Consider the following 21,230-nt stretch of genomic DNA (forward strand, 5'->3'; position numbering starts at 1 on the left):
GCGGGGGCTGAGATCAGCGCCTTCGCGGCCGCGAGGAAACGGTCAAGGATCGCGGGTTTGTTCCAGCGGTCCAGCGCACGGCTGCGCGCCTGTTGGCTGCGGCAAGGATGTCTCGATCCGCGAGCTGGCTGAAATGGTCGCGACGGTGGTGGGCTTTGAGGGCGCGCTGGCCTTCGACACCAGCAAACCCGACGGCGCCCCGCGCAAGCTGATGGACGTGTCCCGCATGACCGATCTGGGCTGGCAAGCCCGCATCGACCTCATCGACGGCATCACCCAAACCTACGACTGGTTCCTCTCACGCGAAGCCGACACCCTGCGCGAGAGGTAGGGCAAGGCGGGGCCGGAGGGTGAGCGCGCTTTCGGGCCCGCACCGTCAAGCGCCGCCCCGTGGCCGGATCAGTCTGCGACGGCCTTCATGAACCGGTCGCGGATCACCACCGGGTCCATCGTGATCACCGGCAGCTTGATGTTGCCGCTGTCGCATTTCACCACGATGATCGTCATTTTGCCACTGTCAATCGCCGCTTGCAGGGTTTCGCCCGTGTCCTCGCCCCGGCAGGTGATGACGTTTTCGCAGCCGCAGGCCTCGGCCACCTTTTCCAGCCGGGTCTTGCGGCCTGCATAGGTCGGCTGGTCCCCGGTCGAGCCATAGGACCCGTTGTCGATGATCATCAGGATGTAATTGTCGGCCACGTTGTTGGCGATGGTCGACAGCGTTCCCAGATTGGTCAGGACCGAGCCGTCCCCGTCAATCGAGATCACCGTCTTGTCCTGCGCCAGCGCCAGCCCCAGCCCGATGGAGGACGCGAGCCCCATGGTGCCGAGCATGTAGAAGTTTTTCGCGTTGTCGTCGATCATGTGCAGTTCCTGACTGGGCAGGCCGATGTTGCACACAACAAGGTGGTCACGCAGGACGGGCGCGATGGCGCGCAGGATTTCGGAACGGATCATTGGTCGCCGTAGCCTCCCCAGAAGGACGCATCCGTCAGGATCGCCACAGGTTTGTTGCACATGAAGGTGTATTTCAGGATCGCGTCGAGCTCATCCGCGTCGGACTGGGTGTGGAAATGATAGGTCGGGATGTTGAGCTGAGCCAACAGCGCCTTGGTGTGGACCGCCATCTCGACCTGACAGGCCACGGGCTCACGCAGCTCACCGCGATAGGAAATCAGCATCGGCAGGGGCATCCGGTAATACTGGATCAGGGTGGCCAGCGTGTTGATCGTCACGCCGATTGCGGTGTTCTGCATGATGATCGCAGGCCGCTTGCCGCCCATCCAGGCCCCGGCGCACAGCCCCATGCCTTCGTCTTCCTTGTTTGAGGGGACGTGCAGGATGCCGTCGCGGGCCTCCACTTCCTCGATCACACCTGCGAGTTGCTTGCAGGGGACCGTGGTGACGAACGAGATGTCGTTGGCCACCAGATCGTCGACGATTTTGCGGTCTATGCTCAAGGGGTGCGCTCCTTTGTGGGGCAGGGCTTCGGGGGGACCATCGGCGGCTTACCCCCGGGTCGTCAAATCGAAAGTCTCTTCGGGGAAGTATTTGGCCAGCCGCACATCCGCGGCGCGGGCGTGGCCTTCCATCCCTTCGAGGCGGGACAGGCGGGCGGTCGCTTCGGCCACCGGGCGCGCGCCGTCGCGCGTGGCTTGTTGCCAGGTGACCAGCTTGGTGAATTTGTGCACCGACAGCCCGCCGGTGTAGCAGGCCGCGCCCGAGGTGGGCAGCACGTGGTTCGTCCCGGCGGCCTTGTCGCCAAACGCCACTGTCGTCTCCTCGCCCAGAAACAGCGCCCCATAGCAGCGCAGCCGGTCAAGCCACCACGGCAAGTCGGCGGCATGAACAGAGAGGTGTTCGGGCGCATAGGCGTCGGAACAGGCGGCCATGTCGGCGCGGTCGGGGCACAATATCACCTCGGCATAGTCGCGCCAGGCCGCGCGGGCGTTGTCGCGGTTCATCTCGGGCAGGGCGTCGATCAGCACGGGCACCCGGCGCAGCACCGCCTCGGCCAGCGCGCGGCTGTCGGTCACCAGCCAGACCGGAGAATTATAGCCATGTTCGGCCTGACTGACGAGGTCGGTCGCCACGATCTGCGGGTCGGCCGTCGCATCGGCGAGGATCAAACTGTCGGTGGGGCCGGCGATCATGTCGATCCCGGTCTGCCCGAACAGGATGCGCTTGGCTTCGGCCACATATTGATTGCCCGGCCCCACAAGGATGTTGGCAGGCGGCTGGTCGAACAGCCCGTAGGCCAGCGCCGCGATGCCTTGCACCCCGCCCATCGCCAAGATCGTATCCGCGCCCGCCAGATGCGCCGCATAGAGGATCGCCGGGGCGATGCCGACGCCGGGCCGGGGCGGCGAGGCGACCGAGATATGCCGGCACCCGGCAACCTTGGCTGTGGTCACGGTCATCAGCGCCGAGGCGACGTGACTGTAGCGCCCGCCGGGCACGTAGCAGCCCGCCGTGTCGATCGGGATCGCCTTTTGTCCGGCGATGAAGCCCGGCAGCACCTCATGCTCGAAATCCACAAGCGTCGCCTTCTGCGCCTGTGCGAAGCCCTCGATGTTGCGATGGGCGAAGGCGATGTCGTCTTTCAATTGCTGCGGCACCTGCGCGCTTGCCGCTTCGATGGCGTCCGCCGTCAGCACCACCGGCCCGTCGTAGCCGTCAAGGCGCGCGGCATATCGCAGGGCCGCGTCCTCGCGCCCCTTTTCGATCTCGTCCAGCATCGCGCGCACATCAGCTTGCACCTCGGACGCGCCCGAGTGCGAGGTTTTGGGTGCCGACTTGATATATTCCCGGGCCATCTGCTGCGCCTGATCTGACTTGTTGTGGTAACTGTAAGCGCTTACATTTGATTTATGCAAGCGCTTTCATCTTGCTCTGCGTCGGCAGCGCGGGGATGCTGGCAGCGGGCAGGGCACAGCGCGAAGGGCACAGAATGGTGGAAGAGACGGCGATTCCCACATTGGCCGATGTTGCGGCGCGGGCCGGTGTTTCGACCGCCACGGTGTCGCGCGTGCTCAACAGCCCCGACAAGGTCGCCCCCAAGACCCGTGAGAGGGTTGCGCGAGCCGTGGCTGATCTGGGCTATTCGCCGAATTTCGGCGCCCGCGTCATGGCGGCGCGACAGACCAAGACCGTCGGCGCGGTGATCCCGACCATGGAAAACGCCATCTTCGCCAAGGGGTTGCAGGCTTTTCAAGAGGCTTTGCACGAATATGGTTATACCCTGTTGGTGGCCAGCACCGGCTACGATGCCGAGGTCGAGGACGCGCAAATCCGCGCGCTCGTCGCGCGCGGGGCAGATGCGCTTTTACTGATCGGGCACAGCCGGGGTCGCGGCCTCTACGACTTTCTGGCCCGACAAGAGGTGCCCGCCGTCGTCACCTGGGCGGTGCGGCCTGACGACGCCGGTGCCGTGCCCTCCATCGGGTTCGACAACCGGCAGGCGATGCGCGAACTGGCCGGGCATGTGATCGGGTTGGGCCACCGGCACCTTGCTTTGATCTCGGCCGAGATCGCGCAGAACGACCGGGCCGCCGAGCGGCGCGCCGGGGTGCGCGCCGCGTTGGCAGACAAGGGCCTGTCGCCAGATGCCCTGATCTACGTCGAGACGCCCTACGGCTTTGACGAGGGCTCGGTCGCTTTCGCCCAAGTGATGGCAAAACGCCCACGCCCGACGGCCGTGCTTTGCGGGAACGATGTGCTGGCCGCCGGCGCGTTGCGGCAGGCGCGGGCGATGGGGCTGGACGTGCCGGGGGAGGTGTCGATCACCGGCTTCGACGACATCGACCTTGCGCAGATCCTGCATCCGCCGCTGACAACCGTGCGCGTGCCGCACCGTGACATGGGGCGGCAGGCGGCGCTGGCCCTGATCGGGCACCTCACAGGGGCCGCGCCGCTGAGTTCGGCGACGCTCGACACGTCAATCGTGCTGCGCGACACGCTGGCCCCGCCCGGCCACACCTAGGGCGGTCCGGTGACGGGGCCGCTCAGCGGCGTAGCGTTCCCCGCCCTCAATACAACGCCGACAGCCCCTTGGGTTTGATCGCGGGGAGCACGATCACATCCGAGCCATGCACCGCCCGGTCGTGCAGATGGATCACGTCCTGATTGAGCATGCGGATACAGCCCGACGACACCGCCTTGCCCAACTCGCGGTAGGACGCATCGCCGTGGATGCGGTAGAGCGTATCGACCCCGTTCTGGAACAGATAGAGCGCCCGCGCGCCCATGGGGTTGCCGGGGCCCGGATCCATGCCGCCGTTGGCGACCGAGTAGGGGGCGAGCTCGGGCTGGCGCTCGATCATCGAGGCGGGCACCTTCCAGCGGGGCCACTTGCGGCAGAACTGCAGCCGCGCGGTGCCTTCCCAGTCGAAGCCAGCGGCGCCTACGCTCACCCCGTAGCGCGTGGCCGTGTCGTCGCTCTCGATGAAATACAACAGCGCCTCATCGGGATCGACCACGATCGTGCCGTAGGCGTGGCCCTTGTAGGGGTTGTCGACCTCCTGCCGCCAGTATTCCGGCGGTAACACGCCTTCGGGGATGGCGGGCACGGGAAAGGGTTCGTCCGTGATCGCGCCATAGAACGCGGGCAGGGGCGGGATCGGCGGCGGGGCCGGCGGCGCGGCTGGCACGGGTGCGGGGGCGGCGGTGCGGGTCACCGAGGCACAGGCGGACAGCCCGGCCATGGCGCCGGTGGCGACAAAGCTTCGTCGTGTAAGCATTTTGGATTCCTTGGAAAATCTGAACGGTGGGGCGCAGGGTGCGCCGGTGGGCCGGTCAGAGTGCGCGCGGTGGGTCGCGCGGCGGCGTGGGCGTGGTTTCCGTGGCGTGCCAGTCGTCAAACCCCGCCGCATGGGTCGCCGCGTGGCGCGGCCCGGTGGCGCCCTCAGCAGCCGGAAGCACCCGGTCTGCGCTGCAGGACGCGCCGGGCAAGGTCATCGTGCGGCAGGATTTGCGCAAGGTCACAGCGGCGGGGCGGGGCTCTGCCGCTGTCCGGTCCGAATGCTCTGCCGGGGTCGCCATCGCGGCGACGGGCGTGCCGGCGTGGGCATAGGCCCCCCAGGGCAGGATCAAAAGGGTCATCAAGACCGCAAGAACGGACCGCAACGTACACATGGCATGGTATTTGCCCCCTGTGCCGCGGAAGTCCAGACCCGCGCGGGCCACACCCGGTGACATTGGCGTGAAGCTGCCGCGTCGGGCGCCCCTAGCGCGTCAGCCGTTTGCGCACCTGTCTGAGCGTCAGCCAGACCAGCGCCACCACAACGGGCACCACCGCCGCCGTGAACGCGGCTTTCGGGATACCGGACACCTCACGCAGCGGGGCCAGAACATAGAGCACGAGATTAGCCGCGTAGTAGCTGATCGCCACCACCGACAACCCCTCGACCGTATGTTGCAAACGCAACTGCAGGTCGGCCCGCCGATCCATGCTTTCCAGCAGGGACTGGTTCTGCGCCGAGCGTTCCACGTCCACCCGCGTGCGCAACAGGTTGCTGGCCCGCATCGCGCGATTCGACATGCTTTCCAAACGGTTGCGGCTTGACGTTACAGTGCGCATCGCCGGATCGAACCGCCGGGTCATGAAGTCGCGGAAGGTCTGCATGCCTTCGAAACTGCCCTCGCGCAGGATGGTGATCCGCTGGGACACGATCGCCTCATAGGCCTCGGTCGCCCCAAACCGGAAGGCCGATTGCGCGACCTCGTTTTCCAGCTCCGCCGAGATCACCAGCAGTTGCTGCAGCAGATCGTCCGGGCGCGCCCCGTCGCGCAGCATGTCCGCCGAGAGAGAGGCCAGCTTGTCCTCGACCTGTGCCACCCGGGGGGCGAGCGCGCGCACCCGCGCCAGACCGAGCATCGCCATAGACTTGTAGGTCTCGATCTCGCACAGGCGCTGCACCACCCGACCGATGCGCCGGTCATCGCAGGTGTCACCCGCGAAAACCGCAAAACGCGTGTGGCCGGAGTGATCGATGCGGAAATCGCCGGCGATCACCAGCTCATCCTCAAGCACGCGGCTGATGGCAAGGCTTTCGGGAACGAACCAATCTTCGGCCCGCGCCAGTATCTCGCCCGTGTCCTGCGTGCGCTCGATACGGATCACCGCCGAGGTGATGCGCGTGGCCTCACACCCGGCGAGCCAGTCCTTGGGGAAAATGTCAAAGGCGTCATCGGCGAAGGGGCGGTCCGTGCGGGCGATGTCGAAGATGGTGTAAGTCACGAATTCCGTGTGACTTTCCCACTTCAACATATGTTTGCCGATGGGGCCGGAATAATGCGTAGCCCCGGCCCGGGGATGCGGCGCGCCGAACCGGTCAAGGAGCCGCAAAAGATCCACCATATCCGCGCCGCGATCGCGTCCGGCGGCGTTGGCGGCGGGCTTCAGCGCCAAAAACAGGGCCTGTCCGGGGGCGCTGATGGTCGGAAAGGGCCGGGCGTGCAGCTCGTTCGACAGCTCATACCTGAGCGGGTGATCGGCGATTGAAGACATGGAATCGGCAAGCCTGTGCTGCAGCGGGGTCGCGGAGACGATAGCGACTCGAACCCGTGTGTCAAAGAAAAGATGTGCAAATGCAATGATTTAGCGGAATACAACGGCATACCGTCCGACCGGTCGCACCGGCGGGCAATTTTTGCAAATGTCGCGTTTGCGACACCGTGATGCCGCGTTCAGGCTTGCCGGCGCGCGCGCCGTGGGGCATCAGACATGCAGGGATGGCGATGGCGTCGCCTGCACATGTGCATAATCCTGTATCCACCTTCCTGAACGCCGGGACTTTTCTTTGCTGCCGTTGCAGCCGGGGAAGTTCGCTTCTCCGTTGCATCGGCCCGATGACGAGGGAGCCATTGTCATGGATCGTCCAGAGTTTTACCGTTTTCATCAGGGTGAAAAGACCCTTCCGTTCGCCGCGTCCGAGTATGACGCCCGCCTTGCCAAGTTGCGCAAGGACATGGAGGCCAACGGCGTCGAGGCCTGTGTTTTCACCTCGATGCACAACATCGCCTATTATTCCGGCTTTCTGTATTGCAGTTTCGGCCGCCCCTACGGGCTGGTCGTCACGCCGTCCGAAAGCGTCACCATCAGCGCGGGCATCGACGCGGCGCAGCCGTGGCGGCGGTCGCATCAGGACAACATCACCTACACCGATTGGCAGCGGAACAACTACTGGCGGGCGGTGAAGTCCGTCACCGGCGAGGGAAAAGTGATCGGCTATGAGGGCGATCATCTGACCTTGGCGCAATCGGGCCTGCTGGACGAGTTCCTGTCCCCGTCCAAGCGCGTGGACGTGGCCCCGATGACCATGCGTCAGCGGATGCACAAGTCCGAGGCCGAGATCGCCCTGATCCGCCAGTGTGCACAGGTCGCCGATGTGGGCGGCTATGCGATCAAGGACGCGGTCAAGGAAGGCGCGCGCGAGATCGACGTGGCCATGGCCGGCCGTGACGCGATGGAGCTGGAAATCGCCAAGCGATTCCCCGACGCCGAATACCGCGACACATGGGTCTGGTTCCAATCCGGCATCAACACCGACGGCGCGCACAACCCTGTCACCTCACGCAAGCTGGAGCGGGGCGATATCCTGTCGCTCAACACTTTCCCCATGATCTCGGGGTATTACACCGCGCTGGAGCGGACCATGTTCGTGGGCGAGGTGGACGACGCCAGCCGCAAGGTCTGGGAAGCCAACGTCGGCGCCCATGAATACGGCATGTCGCTGCTTAAACCCGGCGTGTCTTGCGCCGAGGTCACGCACAAGATCAACGACTTCTTCGCCGAGCGCGACCTGCTGCAATACCGCACCTTCGGCTACGGCCACTCGTTCGGCATCCTGTCGCACTACTACGGGCGCGAAGCCGGGTTGGAACTGCGCGAGGATATAGACACGGTGCTTGAGCCGGGCATGGTGATCTCGATGGAGCCCATGCTGACCATCCCCGAAGACCAGCCGGGCGCGGGCGGCTACCGTGAGCATGACATCCTGATCATCACCGAAGACGGGAACGAGAACATCACCGGCTATCCATATGGACCGGACTTCAACGTCGTAGGGTAAGTCACCGACATAGAACAAAAATCAGAACTCGGGCCGTAGCACTTGCTGCGGCCCGTTTTCGTGCCGCCGCTCGGGCATTCCGCTCGTCAAGCACCGGCGGGGGCTTTGCATTCGCGGCGAAATCGGGTTGCCTGCGCGGGATATTTGCCCCCTGAACCGGAGCCCCCGATGAAACCCCAGTCCCCCGCTTTCCCGGCCCCGCTCGATGCCGACGCCCGCCGCGCGGCGCCCGCGGTGATTTGCTACCCCACGGAAACCCTGCCGCAGCCGGACCTTGCGGCCCTTGCCCGCAGACGCGAAGGCGCGGTGAACGGGGGCCATGTGATCGTGCCGCCCCGCGACGCGCGCTGCATCGACGTGCCGGCGGGCAGCTTCTTTCGCATCACCTGTCCCGACGGGCCGCAGGTGGGCGATCTGAACCTCTGGTCGGCGCAGGACCTGACCGAGCATTTCTATTCCGGCAAGACCCGCGCTCTGCACGGCACCCATCTGTCCACCGGCGACAGGCTGTGGTCGCGGTTTCCCGCTATGCGCCCCATGGCGACGATCACCCGCGACACGCTGGACTGGTATGGCTGGGATGCGGACGGCGGGTCGGTCCACGACGTGATCGGCACCCGCTGCGATCCCTATACCGGGCGGCTCTTGGGCGGGGTCGATTATCACTATTGCTGCCACTCGAACCTGACGCGGGCGCTGGCGGATCACTCGGGCCTGTCGCTGGCCCGCGCCGAACCGCTGGTGCATGACGTGCTCAACGTCTTCATGTGCACCGGTTTCACCGCCGATACGCACCAGTATTTCATGAAGGCCAGCCCGGTGCGCGCGGGCGATTATCTTGAGTTCTTCGCCGAGATCGACCTGATCGTGGGTCTGTCCGCCTGTCCGGGCGGCGACTGCGGGGATGAGCACACGTCGGACAAGGCGACCTGTTCACCGCTGCGGATCGACGTCTTCGAGAGCACAGAATCGCACCAGCCGGTGCCGCAAAATGCCTACGATCGCAGCCACGGACGTTAGGTAAATTGCGCCGCGCGCGGGCATTTTCTTGCGCCATCCGCCCTGCGCGGGGCGGCGAATTCTGCATACAAATTCGCCTTTTTAGGGACTATTTACGACATCCTGTTCCGGAAAACGACGATCTGGCCGCCAGATGCGGGGAATGAGATCGATTGTCCTGAATCCGGTTTAATTGCTTGCAGTGCGGGGGGGCTATGCGTTTAGATCGCGGCAAATGCGTGGTTAACCCACCGGAAGCTGACAATAGGGAGCCTCATTTGGCTGATACACTTCGCGACGATGCCTTCGTCGAATTTGAGCGGGTCCAGAAGAGCTACGACGGTGAAGTGCTCGTCGTGAAGGACCTTAACCTGACGATGCCGAAGGGCGAATTTCTGACCATGTTGGGGCCGTCGGGGTCGGGCAAGACGACCTGTCTGATGATGCTGGCAGGCTTCGAGACGGCGACCCACGGGGACATCCGGCTCGACGGGGTCTCGATCAACAATATCCCGCCGCACAAGCGCGGCATCGGCATGGTGTTCCAGAACTATGCGCTGTTTCCCCATATGACGATTGCCGAAAACCTCGCCTTTCCGCTGGAAGTGCGCAAGATCGGCAAGTCCGAGCGGGAAGAAAAAGTGCGCCGCGCCCTCGACATGGTCGAGATGGGCGATTTCGGCGGGCGGCGTCCGGCGCAGCTTTCCGGCGGTCAACAACAGCGTGTAGCCTTGGCCCGCGCGCTGGTGTTCGAGCCCGAGTTGGTGCTGATGGATGAACCGCTGGGCGCGCTGGACAAGCAACTGCGCGAGAAGATGCAGTTCGAGATCACCGATCTGGCGCACAACCTTGGCATCACCACGGTTTACGTGACCCACGACCAGACAGAAGCGCTGACCATGTCCGACCGCGTGGCCGTGTTCGACGATGGCCGCATCCAGCAGCTGGCCCCGCCGGATCAGCTTTACGAGCAGCCGCAGAACAGCTTCGTCGCCCAGTTCATCGGTGAGAACAACACCCTTGAGGGTGTTGTCTCGGAGATCAGCGACACCGCCTGCGTGGTGCGCCTTGACAGCGGGGAAGAGATCGACGCGATCCCGGTCAACGTGTCCAAGGTGGGCGAGCGCACCAAGGTCTCGATCCGGCCCGAACGGGTCGAGATGGACGCCAGCCGCCTGCAACCGGGGGCCCATACGCTCAAGGCGGAGGTGCTTGAATTCATTTACATGGGCGACATCTTCCGCACCCGCCTGCGGGTGGCCGGACAGAACGAATTTATCATCAAGACACGCAACGCGCCCGATCAGGTGCGTCTGCAGCCGGGCCAGCAGATCGAAATCGGCTGGCTGGCCGAGGATTGTCGCGCGCTGGACGCCTGAGGGGGCGTCGCGCACGGCAAAAGCTTGGGGGCCCTGATCTCGGAGTGAGCCCCCGACTGTAACGTGAAAATCCGGGAAACAAGGGAGACTACGAATGAAGCTTACCAAGACACTTCTGGCGACCACGGCCCTGGGCCTGACAGCCGCAGGCGCCATGGCACAAGAAGAGATGGCGAACGACATGACGCTCGTCAGCTGGGGCGGGGCCTATCAGGCGTCGCAGGTGAACGCCTATGCCGAGCCCTACAAGGAAAACAATCCCGAAGTGACGATCACCTGGGACGAAAGCTCGAACGAGGCTGTGGCCAAGCTGCGCGCCATGAACGAAGCCGGCTCGATCACCTGGGACGTGGTGGACGTTGTGGCGTCGGACGCGCTGCGTCTGTGCGACGAAGGTCTGGCGATGGAGATCGACCCGGACGAGATTCTGGCCGCCGCACCTGACGGCACCTCGGCCGAGGATGACTTCGGCGACCTTCTGGTTGGTGACTGTTTCATCCCTCAGATCGTCTATTCGACCACCTTCGGCTATCGCACGGACATGGTGCCCGAAGGCGTGGACGCACCCGACGACATCTGTGATGTCTTCGATCTTGAGACCTATCCCGGGATGCGCGCGCTCGAGAAGCGCCCGATCAACAACGTGGAATGGGCGCTGCTCTGTGACGGTGTAGCCAAGGAAGACGTCTACGACGTTCTGGCCACCGAGGAAGGCCAGCAGCAGGCTCTCGACAAGCTGGCCACGATCAAGGACAGCGTGATCTGGTGGTCCGCCGGGGCCGATACGCCGCAGCTTCTGGCCGATGGTGAGGTCTTCATGGGCTCCACCTACAACGGGCGTCTGTTCTCTGCCATCGTCGAGCAGGACCAGCCCATCGGCATGATGTGGGACGCCCAGGTGTTCGACCTTGACGGCTGGATCATCCCCGAGGGCCTGCCCGAGGACCGGCTGAACCGCGCGCTGGACTTCATCATGTACGCGACAGACACCCAGCGTCTGGCCGATCAGGCGAAATATATCTCCTACGGACCGGCCCGCCTGTCCTCCGCTCCGCTGGTGGGGCAGCACGCCGAGCTGGGCATCGACATGGCCCCGCACATGCCGACCGACCCGGAGAACGCCAAGAACACGTTCCTGTATAACTACGAGTTCTGGGCCGACTATCGCGACGACATCGACGCGAAGTTCCAGTCCTGGCTCGCGCAGTAAGTCAAAGATCAGGGAAGGGGCGGTTGCGCCCTTTCCCGACCTGACATTTGTTTTGACCTTTTTGACGACCTTCAAAGACCAACAAGAAACTGCACGCGGGGAACGATATGAGTGACACCACAGGGCCAGACCAAATCACCGGCGCCACTCCGGACAACGCCCTGCGCAATGCCGACCGGGCCGAGGTTCAGGACGGGCCGATGCTCGCCGCGGACGGCCGGCCGCTCAAGGAAAGCCTTGGACGGGCGTTGCGGCGTCAGAAGATGCGGGCGCTGTTGCTGGTCGCGCCGCTGCTGCTGTTTGTTCTGCTGACTTTTGTCGTTCCCATCGTCTCCATGCTGTTCCGCTCGGTCGAGAACCAGATCGTGTCGGACACGCTGCCCGGCACGGTGCAGGCCATGGCCGACTGGGACGCATCAACGGGCGACGTGCCGCCCGAGCCGGTATTCCAGAACCTGTTTTTCGACCTGTTCGACGCGGCCGAGGCGAAAGAGCACACCAAGCTCGGCACCCGCCTGAATTACGAGAACACCGGCCTCGCGTCGCTGTTCCGCACCTCGGGGCGGTCGATGGATGACATCGGCGAAATCTTTCAGGACGCCATAGAAGAGGTTGACCCCCGGTTTGAAGAGGGCGCCTTCTGGTTTGCCATGATGAACGGCGAGGGCAATTCCGCCGTTCTGGCCGACCAGCGCCGCCGGTGGGAGGCTTTGACCGGCGACGACATGGATGGTGACATCGGGTTCGCGCCCTCTCAGGCCATCGTCGATCTTTTGCCCCAGACCGCGCGCGCCTATACCAGATTTGCGATCTGGACCGCGATCGAGGACGAAGACGTGGTCGCCGAAGAAGACCCGTGGGAAGCGTTCTATGCCGCCCTTGCCCTTGATCTGCGCGATCCGGCGACGGTCTCTGCCATCGCGGACTATCAGGGCGAGGGGGCCGATGCCCTGCGTGCGCTGGCCGCCGCGGACCTGCCCGACGTCAGCTTCAAGGACGCCTTCGCCGAGCTGGACGAGGATTGGCTGTCGCCGTCGGTCTGGGAAACGCTCTCGGTTTACAGCGCCTCCTTCACGCCGGGCTATTTCCTCAATTCCGTTGATCGCGAACTCACGAGCGACGGCGTCTCCCTGCGGCCCGAGAACGAGCGGATCTATATCAAACTGTTCGGGCGCACGTTGTGGATGTCGATGATCATCACCTTCAGCTGCATCTTGCTCGGCTATCCGGTGGCCTGGCTGCTGGCGAACCTGCCGGCGCGGACGGCCAACGTGCTGATGATCCTTGTGCTGCTGCCCTTCTGGACCTCGCTTCTGGTGCGCACCTCGGCGTGGAAAGTGCTTCTGCAACAGCAGGGCGTCATCAATGAGCTGCTGGTCTGGCTGGGCTTCATCGACAACGCGAACCGGCTGGTGCTGATGAACAACTCGACCGGCACGATCATCGCCATGACGCATATCCTGCTGCCGTTCATGATCCTGCCGCTCTATTCGGTGATGAAGACGGTGAACCCGTCCTATCTGCGCGCCGCGAAGTCGCTGGGCGCAACCAACTGGACCGCGTTCTGGCGGGTCTATTTCCCCCAGTCGGTGCCGGGCATCGGGGCGGGGTCGATCCTCGTCTTCATCCTCGCCATCGGCTACTACATCACGCCGGAAATCGTCGGCGGCACCGATGGTGTCTTCATCTCGAACCGGATCGCCTATCACATTTCACGGTCTCTGAACTGGGGCCTTGCCGCGGCGCTGGGGACGATCCTTCTGGTCGTCGTGCTGATCCTCTACTGGTGCTACGATCAGATCGTAGGCATCGACAACGTCAAGCTGGGGTAAGAATATGTCCATCGTTACACCAAACGTCCCGCATCCACCCCTTGCCACCTTCACCATGCCGTTGATGGCGGTGCTGACCGCGATGTTCGGCTTCGTCGGCGGCAACATGGTCGGCCAGCCCTGGATCGGGGCGCTGATCGGCGCCGTGCTGGGCGCGATCATCGCTTGGGTGATCGACATGATGCCCGCGCAGCGCACGCAGATGCGCTGGGGGCTGATCATCGTGCTCTTCGTGGCGGGGCTGGTCTTCGGCAATCTGGGCACTGCCATCTCCGGCACGTTGATCGGCGCGGTGCTGGGCTGGGTCGGCTACTGGCTCGCCACCGGCGCCTATCGCAAGCGGGTGCCGATCTACTACACCGCCGGGCAAACGCTGTGGCACAACACCTTTTTGTTCATCTGCGGGCTGGTGTTCTTCTTTCTGATCGCGCCGCTGCTGCCGGTGATCTGGCTCAGCTTCAACGCCGAGAATTTCTTTACCTTCACCCCCGAGATGCTGAACTTTCAGGCCGAGGGCTACAGCCTGAAGCATTACCGCGATTTCCTCGGCACCGATGAATGGATGGTGCCGCTGAAGAACTCGCTGATTATCGCCCCCATCGCGACGATCATCTCGGTTTCATTGGGCACGCTGGCCGCCATTGGTCTGAGTCAAAGCCACGTGCCCGGGCGCCGCGCCATCATGGCGGTGCTGATCTCTCCGATGATCGTGCCGCTGATCATCTCGGCCACGGGGATGTTCTTTTTCTACGCGCCGCTGGGCAACTGGCTTGAGGCGAACCTCGGCCTGTCGCAGTCCTTTGTTGGCTACGTGAAGGTCATTCTGGCCCATGCGGTGCTGGGCATTCCCTTCGTCATCATCACCGTGACGGCGACTCTGGTGGGCTTTGACGACTCGCTGACGCGGGCGGCGGCTTCCATGGGGTCCTCTCCTGTGCCGACCTTCTTCAAGGTGCAGATGCCGCTGATCCTGCCCGGCGTGATCTCCGGCGGGCTGTTCGCCTTCATCACCTCGTTTGACGAAGTCGTCGTGGTGCTTTTCGTCGGCTCCGCCCAGCAGCAGACCCTGCCGTGGCAGATGTTCACCGGCCTGCGCGAACAGATCTCGCCCACCATTCTGGCAGCGGCGACGGTGCTGGTGGTGATGTCGATCCTGTTGCTGACCACCGTGGAATTGCTGCGCCGCCGGTCCGAGCGGTTGCGCGGGCTCAGCCCCTCCTAGGTCCTGCGTCCCAATGATCGGCACTGTGCTGACCCTCAAACAACTTGAGGCGCTGGTCTGGGTGGCGGAACTGGGCAGCTTCCGGCGGGCGGCGCATCATCTGAACACGACGCAGCCCAATATCTCGTCGCGCATCGCGGGGCTTGAGGCGGCGCTGGGCGTCGTGCTGATGCAGCGCGACGCCCGCGCGATCACGCTGACCGACAAGGGGCGCGACATACTGGCCGCCGCCCATGAGGTGCTGCGCGCCGCCGAGCAGATCGTCGAGATCGCCGAACGGCCCGACCTTGTCGCCAACCGGCTGCGGCTGGGGGTGACGGAACTGGTCGCCTGCACCTGGCTGCACGCCTATCTGCGGCGGATCAAGGCGGCCTATCCTGCGCTGAACGTGGAGCTCACCGTCGATGTGTCCCGCGCGCTGGACGCGGAACTGCAGGCCCGGCGGCTTGACCTCGCGATCCAGACCGCTCCCTTTGCCACGCCCGCAAGCCGGACGATCCCGCTGGGGGACTTCCCCTATATCTGGGTCGCCGCGCCGCAGATTGCCCGGCGTCTGACCGGACGACACAGCGTGGCCGATCTGCTGCCCCATTCGGTCCTGACCCACGCACGGCACACGCAGGCCTATGTCGAGTTTATCAATTATATCAATGCGCAGGGCCTGTCCGCGTCGCGCGTTGTCTCGTCGAATTCGCTGGCCTCCTGCGTGCAGATGGCGGCGGACGGCATGGGCGTGACCCTGCTTCCCGCCAGCCTTGTCTCGCGTGAGTTGGCGCGGGGGGACCTGTCCCGGATCGACGTGGACTGGCACCCGCCACCGTTGCAATTTGCCGCCCGCTATCAAGCGGAGACCGCCGCGCGCTATCTGGACGTGGTCGCCGATCTCGCGGTTGAGGCCGTGGCGGAGCAGGGCGGCGATAGATCAGAATAATCTATCAACCCGATCCCAATAAATAATTGGCGCTGATGATACCTTTCAGCCAAGCTGCGCGGGACTGACCAGAAAGGCGCGCCCATGACCGATCCATCCCCACCCAAACAGGCGATCCGACTGGGCGTCGACATCGGCGGCACCTTCACCGACGTGGTGCTTGAGGTGGGGGCGTCCTCCTATTCCACCAAGGTGCTGACGACCTATGCCGCCCCCGAAAACGCAATTATCGACGGGATGCATCAGGTCTGCGCAAAGGCCGGGATCGCGCCCGGCGACATTGGCCAGATCATCCACGGCACGACGCTGGCGACCAATGCGCTGATCGAACGGCGCGGCGCGAAGACCGCGCTGATCACCACCGAAGGCTTCCGCGACGTGATCGAGATGCGCACGGAATCGCGCTTCGAGCAATACGACCTGAACCTTGAGCTGCCCGAGCCGCTGCTGCCGCGTCACATGCGCTACACCGTGCCCGGACGCATCGACGCGAGTGGGGCCGAATTGGTGCCCCTGACCAAGGAGCAGATCGCCCCCGTGGTCGAGGAGATCGCCGCCGCCGGGTATGACAGCGTGGCCGTGGGGCTGATCCATTCCTACCTCAACCCCGCCCATGAAGAGCGCGTGCGCGAGGTTCTGGCGGAGAAGATGCCCGACGCCATGGTTTCGATTTCCTCCGAAGTCAGCCCCCAGATGCGCGAATACGAACGTTTCAACACGGTCGTCGCCAATGCCTACATCAAGCCGCTGATGAAATCCTATCTTGGCCGTCTCAAGGGGCGGCTGGCCGATGAGGGCGTGACCTGCAACGTCTTCCTGATGCACTCGGGCGGGGGCATCATCTCGCTCGAGAATGCCGCCGATTTCCCCGTGCGGCTGGTGGAATCCGGCCCCGCCGGTGGCGCGGTCTTCGCCGCCCATATCGCCGCGCGGTATGGCTTGGACAAGGTGCTGTCGTTTGACATGGGTGGCACGACAGCCAAGATTTGCCTGATCAAGAACCAGACGCCGAAAACCAGCCGGGTGTTCGAGGTTGCGCGCACCTACCGGTTCAAGAAAGGCTCGGGCATGCCGATTTCGATCCCCGTGATCGACATGGTCGAGATCGGGGCCGGGGGCGGATCGCTGGCCCATGTGGACGCAATGCAGCAAATCCGCGTCGGCCCCGAAAGCGCCGGGTCGGAGCCCGGTCCGGCCTGCTACGGGCGCGGCGGGGAACGTCCGGCGGTGACGGATGCCGATTTGGTGCTGGGCAAGCTTGATCCGGACAACTTCGCAGGCGGCAGCATCAAGCTGACCCGCAGTAACTCCGAGACCGCGTTGCAAGCGGTGCTGGGCGACCCGTTGGAGATGGACGCGCAAACCGCCGCGTTCGGTCTGGCCGAGGTGGTGGACGAGAACATGGCCAACGCCGCCCGCGTCCACGCGGTCGAGAACGGCGAGGATCTGTCGGATTACACGATGATTGCCTTCGGCGGGGCTGCCCCGCTGCACGCCGGACGTCTTTGCGAAAAGCTGGGCATCGATCGCTGCCTTGTGCCTCCCGGCGCCGGCGTCGGCTCGGCCATTGGGTTCCTGCGCGCGCCGTTTTCCTTTGAGGCCAACCGCTCGATCTACATGACGCTGGACGCCTTCGACGCCGGTGCGATCAAGACGCTTCTGTCGGAACTGCAACAAGAGGCCACGGCTTTCGTGCGCAATTGCGACGCCCACAGCGACATCCTGTCGGAGTTCAAGGTCTATATGCGCTACAAAGGGCAGGGGTGGGAGATCCCGATCACCCTGAGCGAAGCGCAGGCCATGGCCCCCGATGCCGCGACCTTCCAGAGGCTGTTCGAGGCGGAATACGCCAAGCTTTTCAGCCGCACGGTCGAAGGTCTGGACGTCGAGATCACCGTCTGGTCGGTCAATGCCACAACCCCGCCCGCGGCCGTCGATCCGGTGGCGGAGGCCGAGCAGCACCGCTCTGCGACCCGACACGCCACCCGCGCGCTTTACGATCCGGCCCAAGCCGAAGCGGTCGAGGCCGCCGTGGTGCGCCGCGACGGGATGGACGCCGGACATCACATCGCGGGCCCTGCCATCATGACCGAGGACGAAACCACCATCATCGTGCCCACAAGCCGCACCGCCCTGCGCCAGCCCGACGGCTGCATCGACCTGCGCGTGAAAGGATAACCCATGCCCCAGCCTTCAAACGTCGCCTATCAAGTCATGTGGAACCGGCTCATTTCGGTCGTTGAGGAACAGGCGCAAGCGCTGGTCCGCACCGCATTCTCCACCTCGGTGCGCGAGGCGGGGGATCTTTCGGCGGGGGTCTATGACATTGACGGGCAAATGCTCGCTCAAGCGGTCACCGGCACGCCGGGGCACGTCAACGCCATGGCCGACGCGGTGGCCCATTTCATCCGCCGTATCGGCCGCGAGAATATCTTCGAGGGTGACATCTACATCACCAACGACCCGTGGGAAGGCACCGGCCACCTGCACGACATCACCATGGTCACGCCGTCCTTCCACAAAGGCGCGCACGTGGGCTTTTTCGCCTGCACCGCGCATATCGTCGACATCGGCGGGCGGGGGTTCGGCGCGGATGCGGCGAGCGTCTATGAAGAGGGGCTTTATATCCCCATCATGAAGTTCGCCGACCGCGGTGCGGTGGATCAGACCCTTCTGCGGATCGTGCGCGGCAACGTGCGTGAGCCCGACCAGCTTGTGGGCGACCTTTATGCGCTGGCCACCTGCAACGACATCGGCCACCGCCGACTGATCGAGATGATGGAGGAGTTCGGGCTGGACGACCTTGCGGGCATCTCCGACTTCATCCTGACCCATTCGCGCCGTGCCACGCTCGAGCGGATCGCCGCCCTGCCGCAGACCAGCGCCGAGGGGGAATTGACCATCGACGGGTTCGACACGCCGATCACGCTAAGGGTGCGCGTCTCGGTCGAGAAGGACCGGATCCTGTCGGATTTCGCCGGCACCTCGGGGGTGGACAAAAAGGGCATCAACTGCCCGCTGGTCTATACCAAGGCCTATGCCTGCTATGCGCTCAAGGTGGCCATCACGCCGGAAATTCCCAACAACGCCGCCAGCCTTGCCCCGTTCGAGATCGCCGCGCCAGAGAACACAATCGTCAACGCGAAGCATCCGGCCCCCGTGGCCTTGCGCCATATTATCGGGCATTTCGTCCCCGACGCGGTGTTCAACGCCTTCGACCAGATCGTGCCGGGTCTGGTCCCGGCCGAGGGGGCGGGCTGTCTGTGCAACTTTCAGGTCAGCCTGCGGCCCCGCAGCGATGCACCGGCGCCCGCAGATGCGCGCCGGTCCGAGGTGCTGACCTTCAACTCCGGCGGCTCCGGCGCGCGGCCTGCCTTTGACGGGCTCAACGCCACGGCGTTTCCGTCGGGCGTGATGACCATGCCGGTCGAGGCCACGGAGCACGCGGGCCCCGTCATCATCTGGCGCAAAGAGCTGCGCCCGGACAGCGGCGGGGCGGGCAAGCAGCGGGGCGGACTGGGGCAATGCATGGAGGTCGGCGCGCGTGCGGGGCATGAGTTCGACATTCAGGCCATGTTCGACCGTGTGGATCATCCCGCCAAGGGCCGCCGGGACGGTGCGGCGGGCGCGCCCACCACCATCGCGCAGGACGACGGCACGCCCATGCGCGGCAAGGGCAAACAGTTCGTGCCCCACGGGCGTCGCGTGATGATGGCGTTTCCGGGCGGCGGCGGCTACGGCGCGCCACAGGACCGCCCGCGCGATCTGGTGAAACGTGACCTGTTGCACGGCTATATCTCGGCCGAGACCGCCGCCCAAGTTTACGGGTTGGCCGAGGCGGAAATCGCCGAGGTGGAGGCGTTGCGCGCCCGTGGCGGCACGCTTTAGCCCGGGTCCGCTCAGGGCGTCGTCAGTGCAATGTCGCCGTCGTGACCGAGGTAGGCGAAGCCGTTGCCCTGCAACACCAGCCGCTCGCCCTCCAACGTGGCGCGGCCCCCCAAGGTCAATCCGGCCGCGCCTGACACCACCACCTCCTGCGGTGTTTTGGACAGGTTGAATACGAAGGTGAGCCGCTCATCCGGGGCGCTGCGCGTAAAGGCCAGCAGGGGTTCGGGCAGGTCGATGAAGGTCGTTTTGCCGCGCGACATGGCGGGGGAGGCTTTGCGCCGTGCGATCATGTCCTTGTAGAAAGCCATCACGCCCTCGGGCCCCTGTTGATCCACCGCCCGTGCCGCCTGTGGCGGTTTGACCGGCAGCCACGGGGTGCCGCTGGAGAACCCCGCGTTGGGCGCGTCCTTTTCCCAGGCCATCGGCGTGCGGCACCCGTCGCGGCCCTTCACCGCGGGCCAGAACCGCAGGGCGGGGGGATCGGTCAACTCGTGATACTCCAACTCGGTCTCGGTCTGGCCCAGCTCTTCACCCTGATAGATGCCGATCGTGCCCTCGAACGCCATGAGCATGGCGCAAGTGAGCCGCGCCATGGCATCCTCCGAGACTGCATGCTCGGCCCAGCGGCTGACCTGACGGGGCACGTCGTGGTTGGAGAAAGACCAATAGGGGTGCCCCTCGGGCGCGCCGGTCTGGAACCCTTCGATGCAGCTGCGGAAATGCGCGGCGGTGAACTCGGGCCCCAGCATCGCGAAACTGTAAGCCATGTGCAGGCGGCTGCGCCCCTCGGTATAGCGGCCCATGATCTCGATCGACCTTGGCCCCTTCTCGCCGACTTCGCCCACCATCATGATATCGTCATAGCGGTCGGTCAGCGCGCGCAGCTTTTCCAGAAAGCCGAGGTTTTCGGGCTGCGTTTTGTTGTGGATGTTGTCCTGCATGTCATAGAGCTCGGTTGCCATGACATGGGGCTGCGCCGGCGCGGGCGGGTTCGAGCGCAGCGATGGGTCGTGGAAGTAGTAGTTCACGGTATCCAGACGGAAACCGTCCAACCCACGGTCCAGCCAGAATTTGCAGGTCTCCAGAACAGCCTCAACCACCTGCGGGTTGTGGAAATTCAGATCGGGCTGCGACGTCAGGAAATTGTGCAGGTAATACTGCCCGCGCCGGGGCTCGAACTCCCACGCCGGGCCGCCGAAATGGCTGTGCCAGTTGTTGGGCGGCGCCCCGTCGGGCAGGGGATCGGCCCAGACATACCAATCGGCCTTGTCGTTGCTGCGGTCGGTGCGGGATTGCTTGAACCACGGATGCTGGTCCGAGGTGTGTGACAGGACCTGATCGACGATGACCTTCAACCCAAGCCCGTGGGCGGTTTGCAGCAGGCTGTCAAAATCCTCAAGCGTGCCGAACAGCGGATCGACGGCGCAATAATCGGAAACGTCGTAGCCCATGTCCTTTTGCGGCGACTGGAAGATCGGCGACAGCCAGACGCAATCGGCCCCCAGATCGGCGATATGGGGCAGGCGGCGGGTGATGCCGCGCAGATCGCCGACCCCGTCGCCGTCATCATCCTGATAGGATCGCGGATAAACCTGATAGACCACGGCGCTGCGCCACCATTCCTGCGACATGACAGTCCCCCTTCGAAGCCATTTGCCCCATGTTAGCGCTAAATTGCGGCGCGACAATCGGGGGCAGCA

Annotated in this window: 18 protein-coding genes; 11 read left to right on the top strand and 7 right to left on the bottom strand. The window is 64.5% G+C overall.

Going from position 1 to position 21,230, the window contains the following annotated elements:
* The first annotated feature begins 133 nt into the window (after positions 1-133).
* On the top strand, positions 134-331 hold the full coding sequence (locus DC363_RS00005; protein ID WP_108639079.1) for a hypothetical protein: 198 nt from the start codon (positions 134-136) through the stop codon (positions 329-331).
* 68 nt (positions 332-399) lie between these two features.
* Here the strand turns inward: DC363_RS00005 and comE are convergent, their stop codons facing one another.
* The 3 genes from comE to hisD are packed head-to-tail and all read right to left on the bottom strand — an operon-like array spanning position 400 to position 2,813.
* Positions 400-954: a sulfopyruvate decarboxylase subunit beta gene (gene comE, locus DC363_RS00010; protein WP_108639080.1), complete on the bottom strand. Its 555-nt coding sequence runs from the start codon at positions 952-954 to the stop codon at positions 400-402.
* The gene (comD, locus tag DC363_RS00015) at positions 951-1,457 is read right to left on the bottom strand and encodes a sulfopyruvate decarboxylase subunit alpha (RefSeq protein ID WP_108639081.1); all 507 of its coding nucleotides are present in this window, start codon (positions 1,455-1,457) and stop codon (positions 951-953) included. The genes comE and comD overlap by 4 nt, the downstream gene beginning before the upstream one ends.
* A 48-nt stretch (positions 1,458-1,505) precedes the next feature.
* Positions 1,506-2,813 (bottom strand): histidinol dehydrogenase, encoded by a 1,308-nt coding sequence (gene hisD, locus DC363_RS00020; protein WP_108639082.1) that lies wholly within the window; start codon positions 2,811-2,813, stop codon positions 1,506-1,508.
* 134 nt (positions 2,814-2,947) lie between these two features.
* Between hisD and DC363_RS00025 the strand changes: the two genes are divergently transcribed.
* Complete coding sequence (locus DC363_RS00025) at positions 2,948-3,979, top strand: LacI family DNA-binding transcriptional regulator (RefSeq protein WP_108639083.1); 1,032 nt, start codon at positions 2,948-2,950, stop codon at positions 3,977-3,979.
* 46 nt (positions 3,980-4,025) lie between these two features.
* Here the strand turns inward: DC363_RS00025 and DC363_RS00030 are convergent, their stop codons facing one another.
* The 3 genes from DC363_RS00030 to DC363_RS00040 all read right to left on the bottom strand — a co-directional run bounded on the left by DC363_RS00030 (position 4,026) and on the right by DC363_RS00040 (position 6,505).
* Positions 4,026-4,736, bottom strand: a complete 711-nt coding sequence (locus DC363_RS00030) for a L,D-transpeptidase (protein WP_108639084.1) — start codon at positions 4,734-4,736, stop codon at positions 4,026-4,028.
* A gap of 55 nt (positions 4,737-4,791) precedes the next feature.
* A complete protein-coding gene (locus tag DC363_RS00035; protein WP_146180719.1) occupies positions 4,792-5,097 on the bottom strand; it encodes a hypothetical protein in 306 nt (101 codons plus the stop codon).
* 124 nt (positions 5,098-5,221) lie between these two features.
* Positions 5,222-6,505: a DUF3422 family protein gene (locus DC363_RS00040; protein ID WP_108639086.1), complete on the bottom strand. Its 1,284-nt coding sequence runs from the start codon at positions 6,503-6,505 to the stop codon at positions 5,222-5,224.
* A 361-nt stretch (positions 6,506-6,866) separates the two neighbouring features.
* Between DC363_RS00040 and DC363_RS00045 the strand changes: the two genes are divergently transcribed.
* From DC363_RS00045 to DC363_RS00085, 9 genes are all read left to right on the top strand, one after another.
* Positions 6,867-8,069, top strand: a complete 1,203-nt coding sequence (locus tag DC363_RS00045) for an aminopeptidase P family protein (protein ID WP_108639087.1) — start codon at positions 6,867-6,869, stop codon at positions 8,067-8,069.
* A 168-nt stretch (positions 8,070-8,237) separates the two neighbouring features.
* Positions 8,238-9,089, top strand: coding sequence for an urea carboxylase-associated family protein (locus DC363_RS00050; RefSeq protein ID WP_108639088.1), 852 nt, complete (start codon positions 8,238-8,240; stop codon positions 9,087-9,089).
* Between the two features lie 257 nt (positions 9,090-9,346).
* The gene (locus DC363_RS00055) at positions 9,347-10,447 is read left to right on the top strand and encodes an ABC transporter ATP-binding protein (protein ID WP_108639089.1); all 1,101 of its coding nucleotides are present in this window, start codon (positions 9,347-9,349) and stop codon (positions 10,445-10,447) included.
* 94 nt (positions 10,448-10,541) lie between these two features.
* Entirely contained in the window at positions 10,542-11,657 is a 1,116-nt protein-coding gene (locus tag DC363_RS00060; RefSeq protein ID WP_108639090.1) for an extracellular solute-binding protein, read from the top strand.
* Positions 11,658-11,764: 107 nt separating this feature from the next.
* Positions 11,765-13,489 carry an ABC transporter permease gene (locus DC363_RS00065; RefSeq protein ID WP_108639091.1) on the top strand — a complete coding sequence of 575 codons (1,725 nt, stop codon included), beginning with the start codon at positions 11,765-11,767 and terminating at the stop codon, positions 13,487-13,489.
* Positions 13,490-13,493: 4 nt separating this feature from the next.
* Complete coding sequence (locus DC363_RS00070; RefSeq protein WP_108639092.1) at positions 13,494-14,711, top strand: ABC transporter permease; 1,218 nt, start codon at positions 13,494-13,496, stop codon at positions 14,709-14,711.
* Positions 14,712-14,724: 13 nt separating this feature from the next.
* Entirely contained in the window at positions 14,725-15,642 is a 918-nt protein-coding gene (locus DC363_RS00075) for a LysR family transcriptional regulator (protein ID WP_108639093.1), read from the top strand.
* A gap of 84 nt (positions 15,643-15,726) precedes the next feature.
* Positions 15,727-17,820 carry a hydantoinase/oxoprolinase family protein gene (locus DC363_RS00080; protein WP_108639094.1) on the top strand — a complete coding sequence of 698 codons (2,094 nt, stop codon included), beginning with the start codon at positions 15,727-15,729 and terminating at the stop codon, positions 17,818-17,820.
* 3 nt (positions 17,821-17,823) lie between these two features.
* Positions 17,824-19,530, top strand: a complete 1,707-nt coding sequence (locus DC363_RS00085) for a hydantoinase B/oxoprolinase family protein (protein ID WP_108639095.1) — start codon at positions 17,824-17,826, stop codon at positions 19,528-19,530.
* 11 nt (positions 19,531-19,541) lie between these two features.
* Here the strand turns inward: DC363_RS00085 and DC363_RS00090 are convergent, their stop codons facing one another.
* A complete protein-coding gene (locus tag DC363_RS00090) occupies positions 19,542-21,161 on the bottom strand; it encodes an alpha-glucosidase (RefSeq protein WP_108639096.1) in 1,620 nt (539 codons plus the stop codon).
* Positions 21,162-21,230: the final 69 nt, after the last annotated feature.

The organism is Thalassorhabdomicrobium marinisediminis (genome assembly GCF_003072065.1).
Classification (GTDB): Bacteria; Pseudomonadota; Alphaproteobacteria; order Rhodobacterales; family Rhodobacteraceae; genus Octadecabacter; species Octadecabacter marinisediminis.

Excerpts from the sequence above, each read along its gene's own strand:
- DC363_RS00030 (WP_108639084.1), bottom strand. The coding sequence starts at position 4,736 with ATGCTTACACGACGAAGCTTTGTCGCCACCGGCGCCATGGCCGGGCTG.
- DC363_RS00070 (WP_108639092.1), top strand. The coding sequence starts at position 13,494 with ATGTCCATCGTTACACCAAACGTCCCGCATCCACCCCTTGCCACCTTC.
- DC363_RS00090 (WP_108639096.1), bottom strand. The coding sequence starts at position 21,161 with ATGTCGCAGGAATGGTGGCGCAGCGCCGTGGTCTATCAGGTTTATCCG.
- comE (WP_108639080.1), bottom strand. The coding sequence starts at position 954 with ATGATCCGTTCCGAAATCCTGCGCGCCATCGCGCCCGTCCTGCGTGAC.
- DC363_RS00050 (WP_108639088.1), top strand. The coding sequence starts at position 8,238 with ATGAAACCCCAGTCCCCCGCTTTCCCGGCCCCGCTCGATGCCGACGCC.
- DC363_RS00075 (WP_108639093.1), top strand. The coding sequence starts at position 14,725 with ATGATCGGCACTGTGCTGACCCTCAAACAACTTGAGGCGCTGGTCTGG.
- hisD (WP_108639082.1), bottom strand. The coding sequence starts at position 2,813 with ATGGCCCGGGAATATATCAAGTCGGCACCCAAAACCTCGCACTCGGGC.
- DC363_RS00060 (WP_108639090.1), top strand. The coding sequence starts at position 10,542 with ATGAAGCTTACCAAGACACTTCTGGCGACCACGGCCCTGGGCCTGACA.
- DC363_RS00065 (WP_108639091.1), top strand. The coding sequence starts at position 11,765 with ATGAGTGACACCACAGGGCCAGACCAAATCACCGGCGCCACTCCGGAC.
- DC363_RS00085 (WP_108639095.1), top strand. The coding sequence starts at position 17,824 with ATGCCCCAGCCTTCAAACGTCGCCTATCAAGTCATGTGGAACCGGCTC.
- DC363_RS00025 (WP_108639083.1), top strand. The coding sequence starts at position 2,948 with ATGGTGGAAGAGACGGCGATTCCCACATTGGCCGATGTTGCGGCGCGG.
- DC363_RS00045 (WP_108639087.1), top strand. The coding sequence starts at position 6,867 with ATGGATCGTCCAGAGTTTTACCGTTTTCATCAGGGTGAAAAGACCCTT.
- DC363_RS00035 (WP_146180719.1), bottom strand. The coding sequence starts at position 5,097 with ATGACCCTTTTGATCCTGCCCTGGGGGGCCTATGCCCACGCCGGCACG.
- DC363_RS00040 (WP_108639086.1), bottom strand. The coding sequence starts at position 6,505 with ATGTCTTCAATCGCCGATCACCCGCTCAGGTATGAGCTGTCGAACGAG.
- DC363_RS00080 (WP_108639094.1), top strand. The coding sequence starts at position 15,727 with ATGACCGATCCATCCCCACCCAAACAGGCGATCCGACTGGGCGTCGAC.
- DC363_RS00005 (WP_108639079.1), top strand. The coding sequence starts at position 134 with ATGGTCGCGACGGTGGTGGGCTTTGAGGGCGCGCTGGCCTTCGACACC.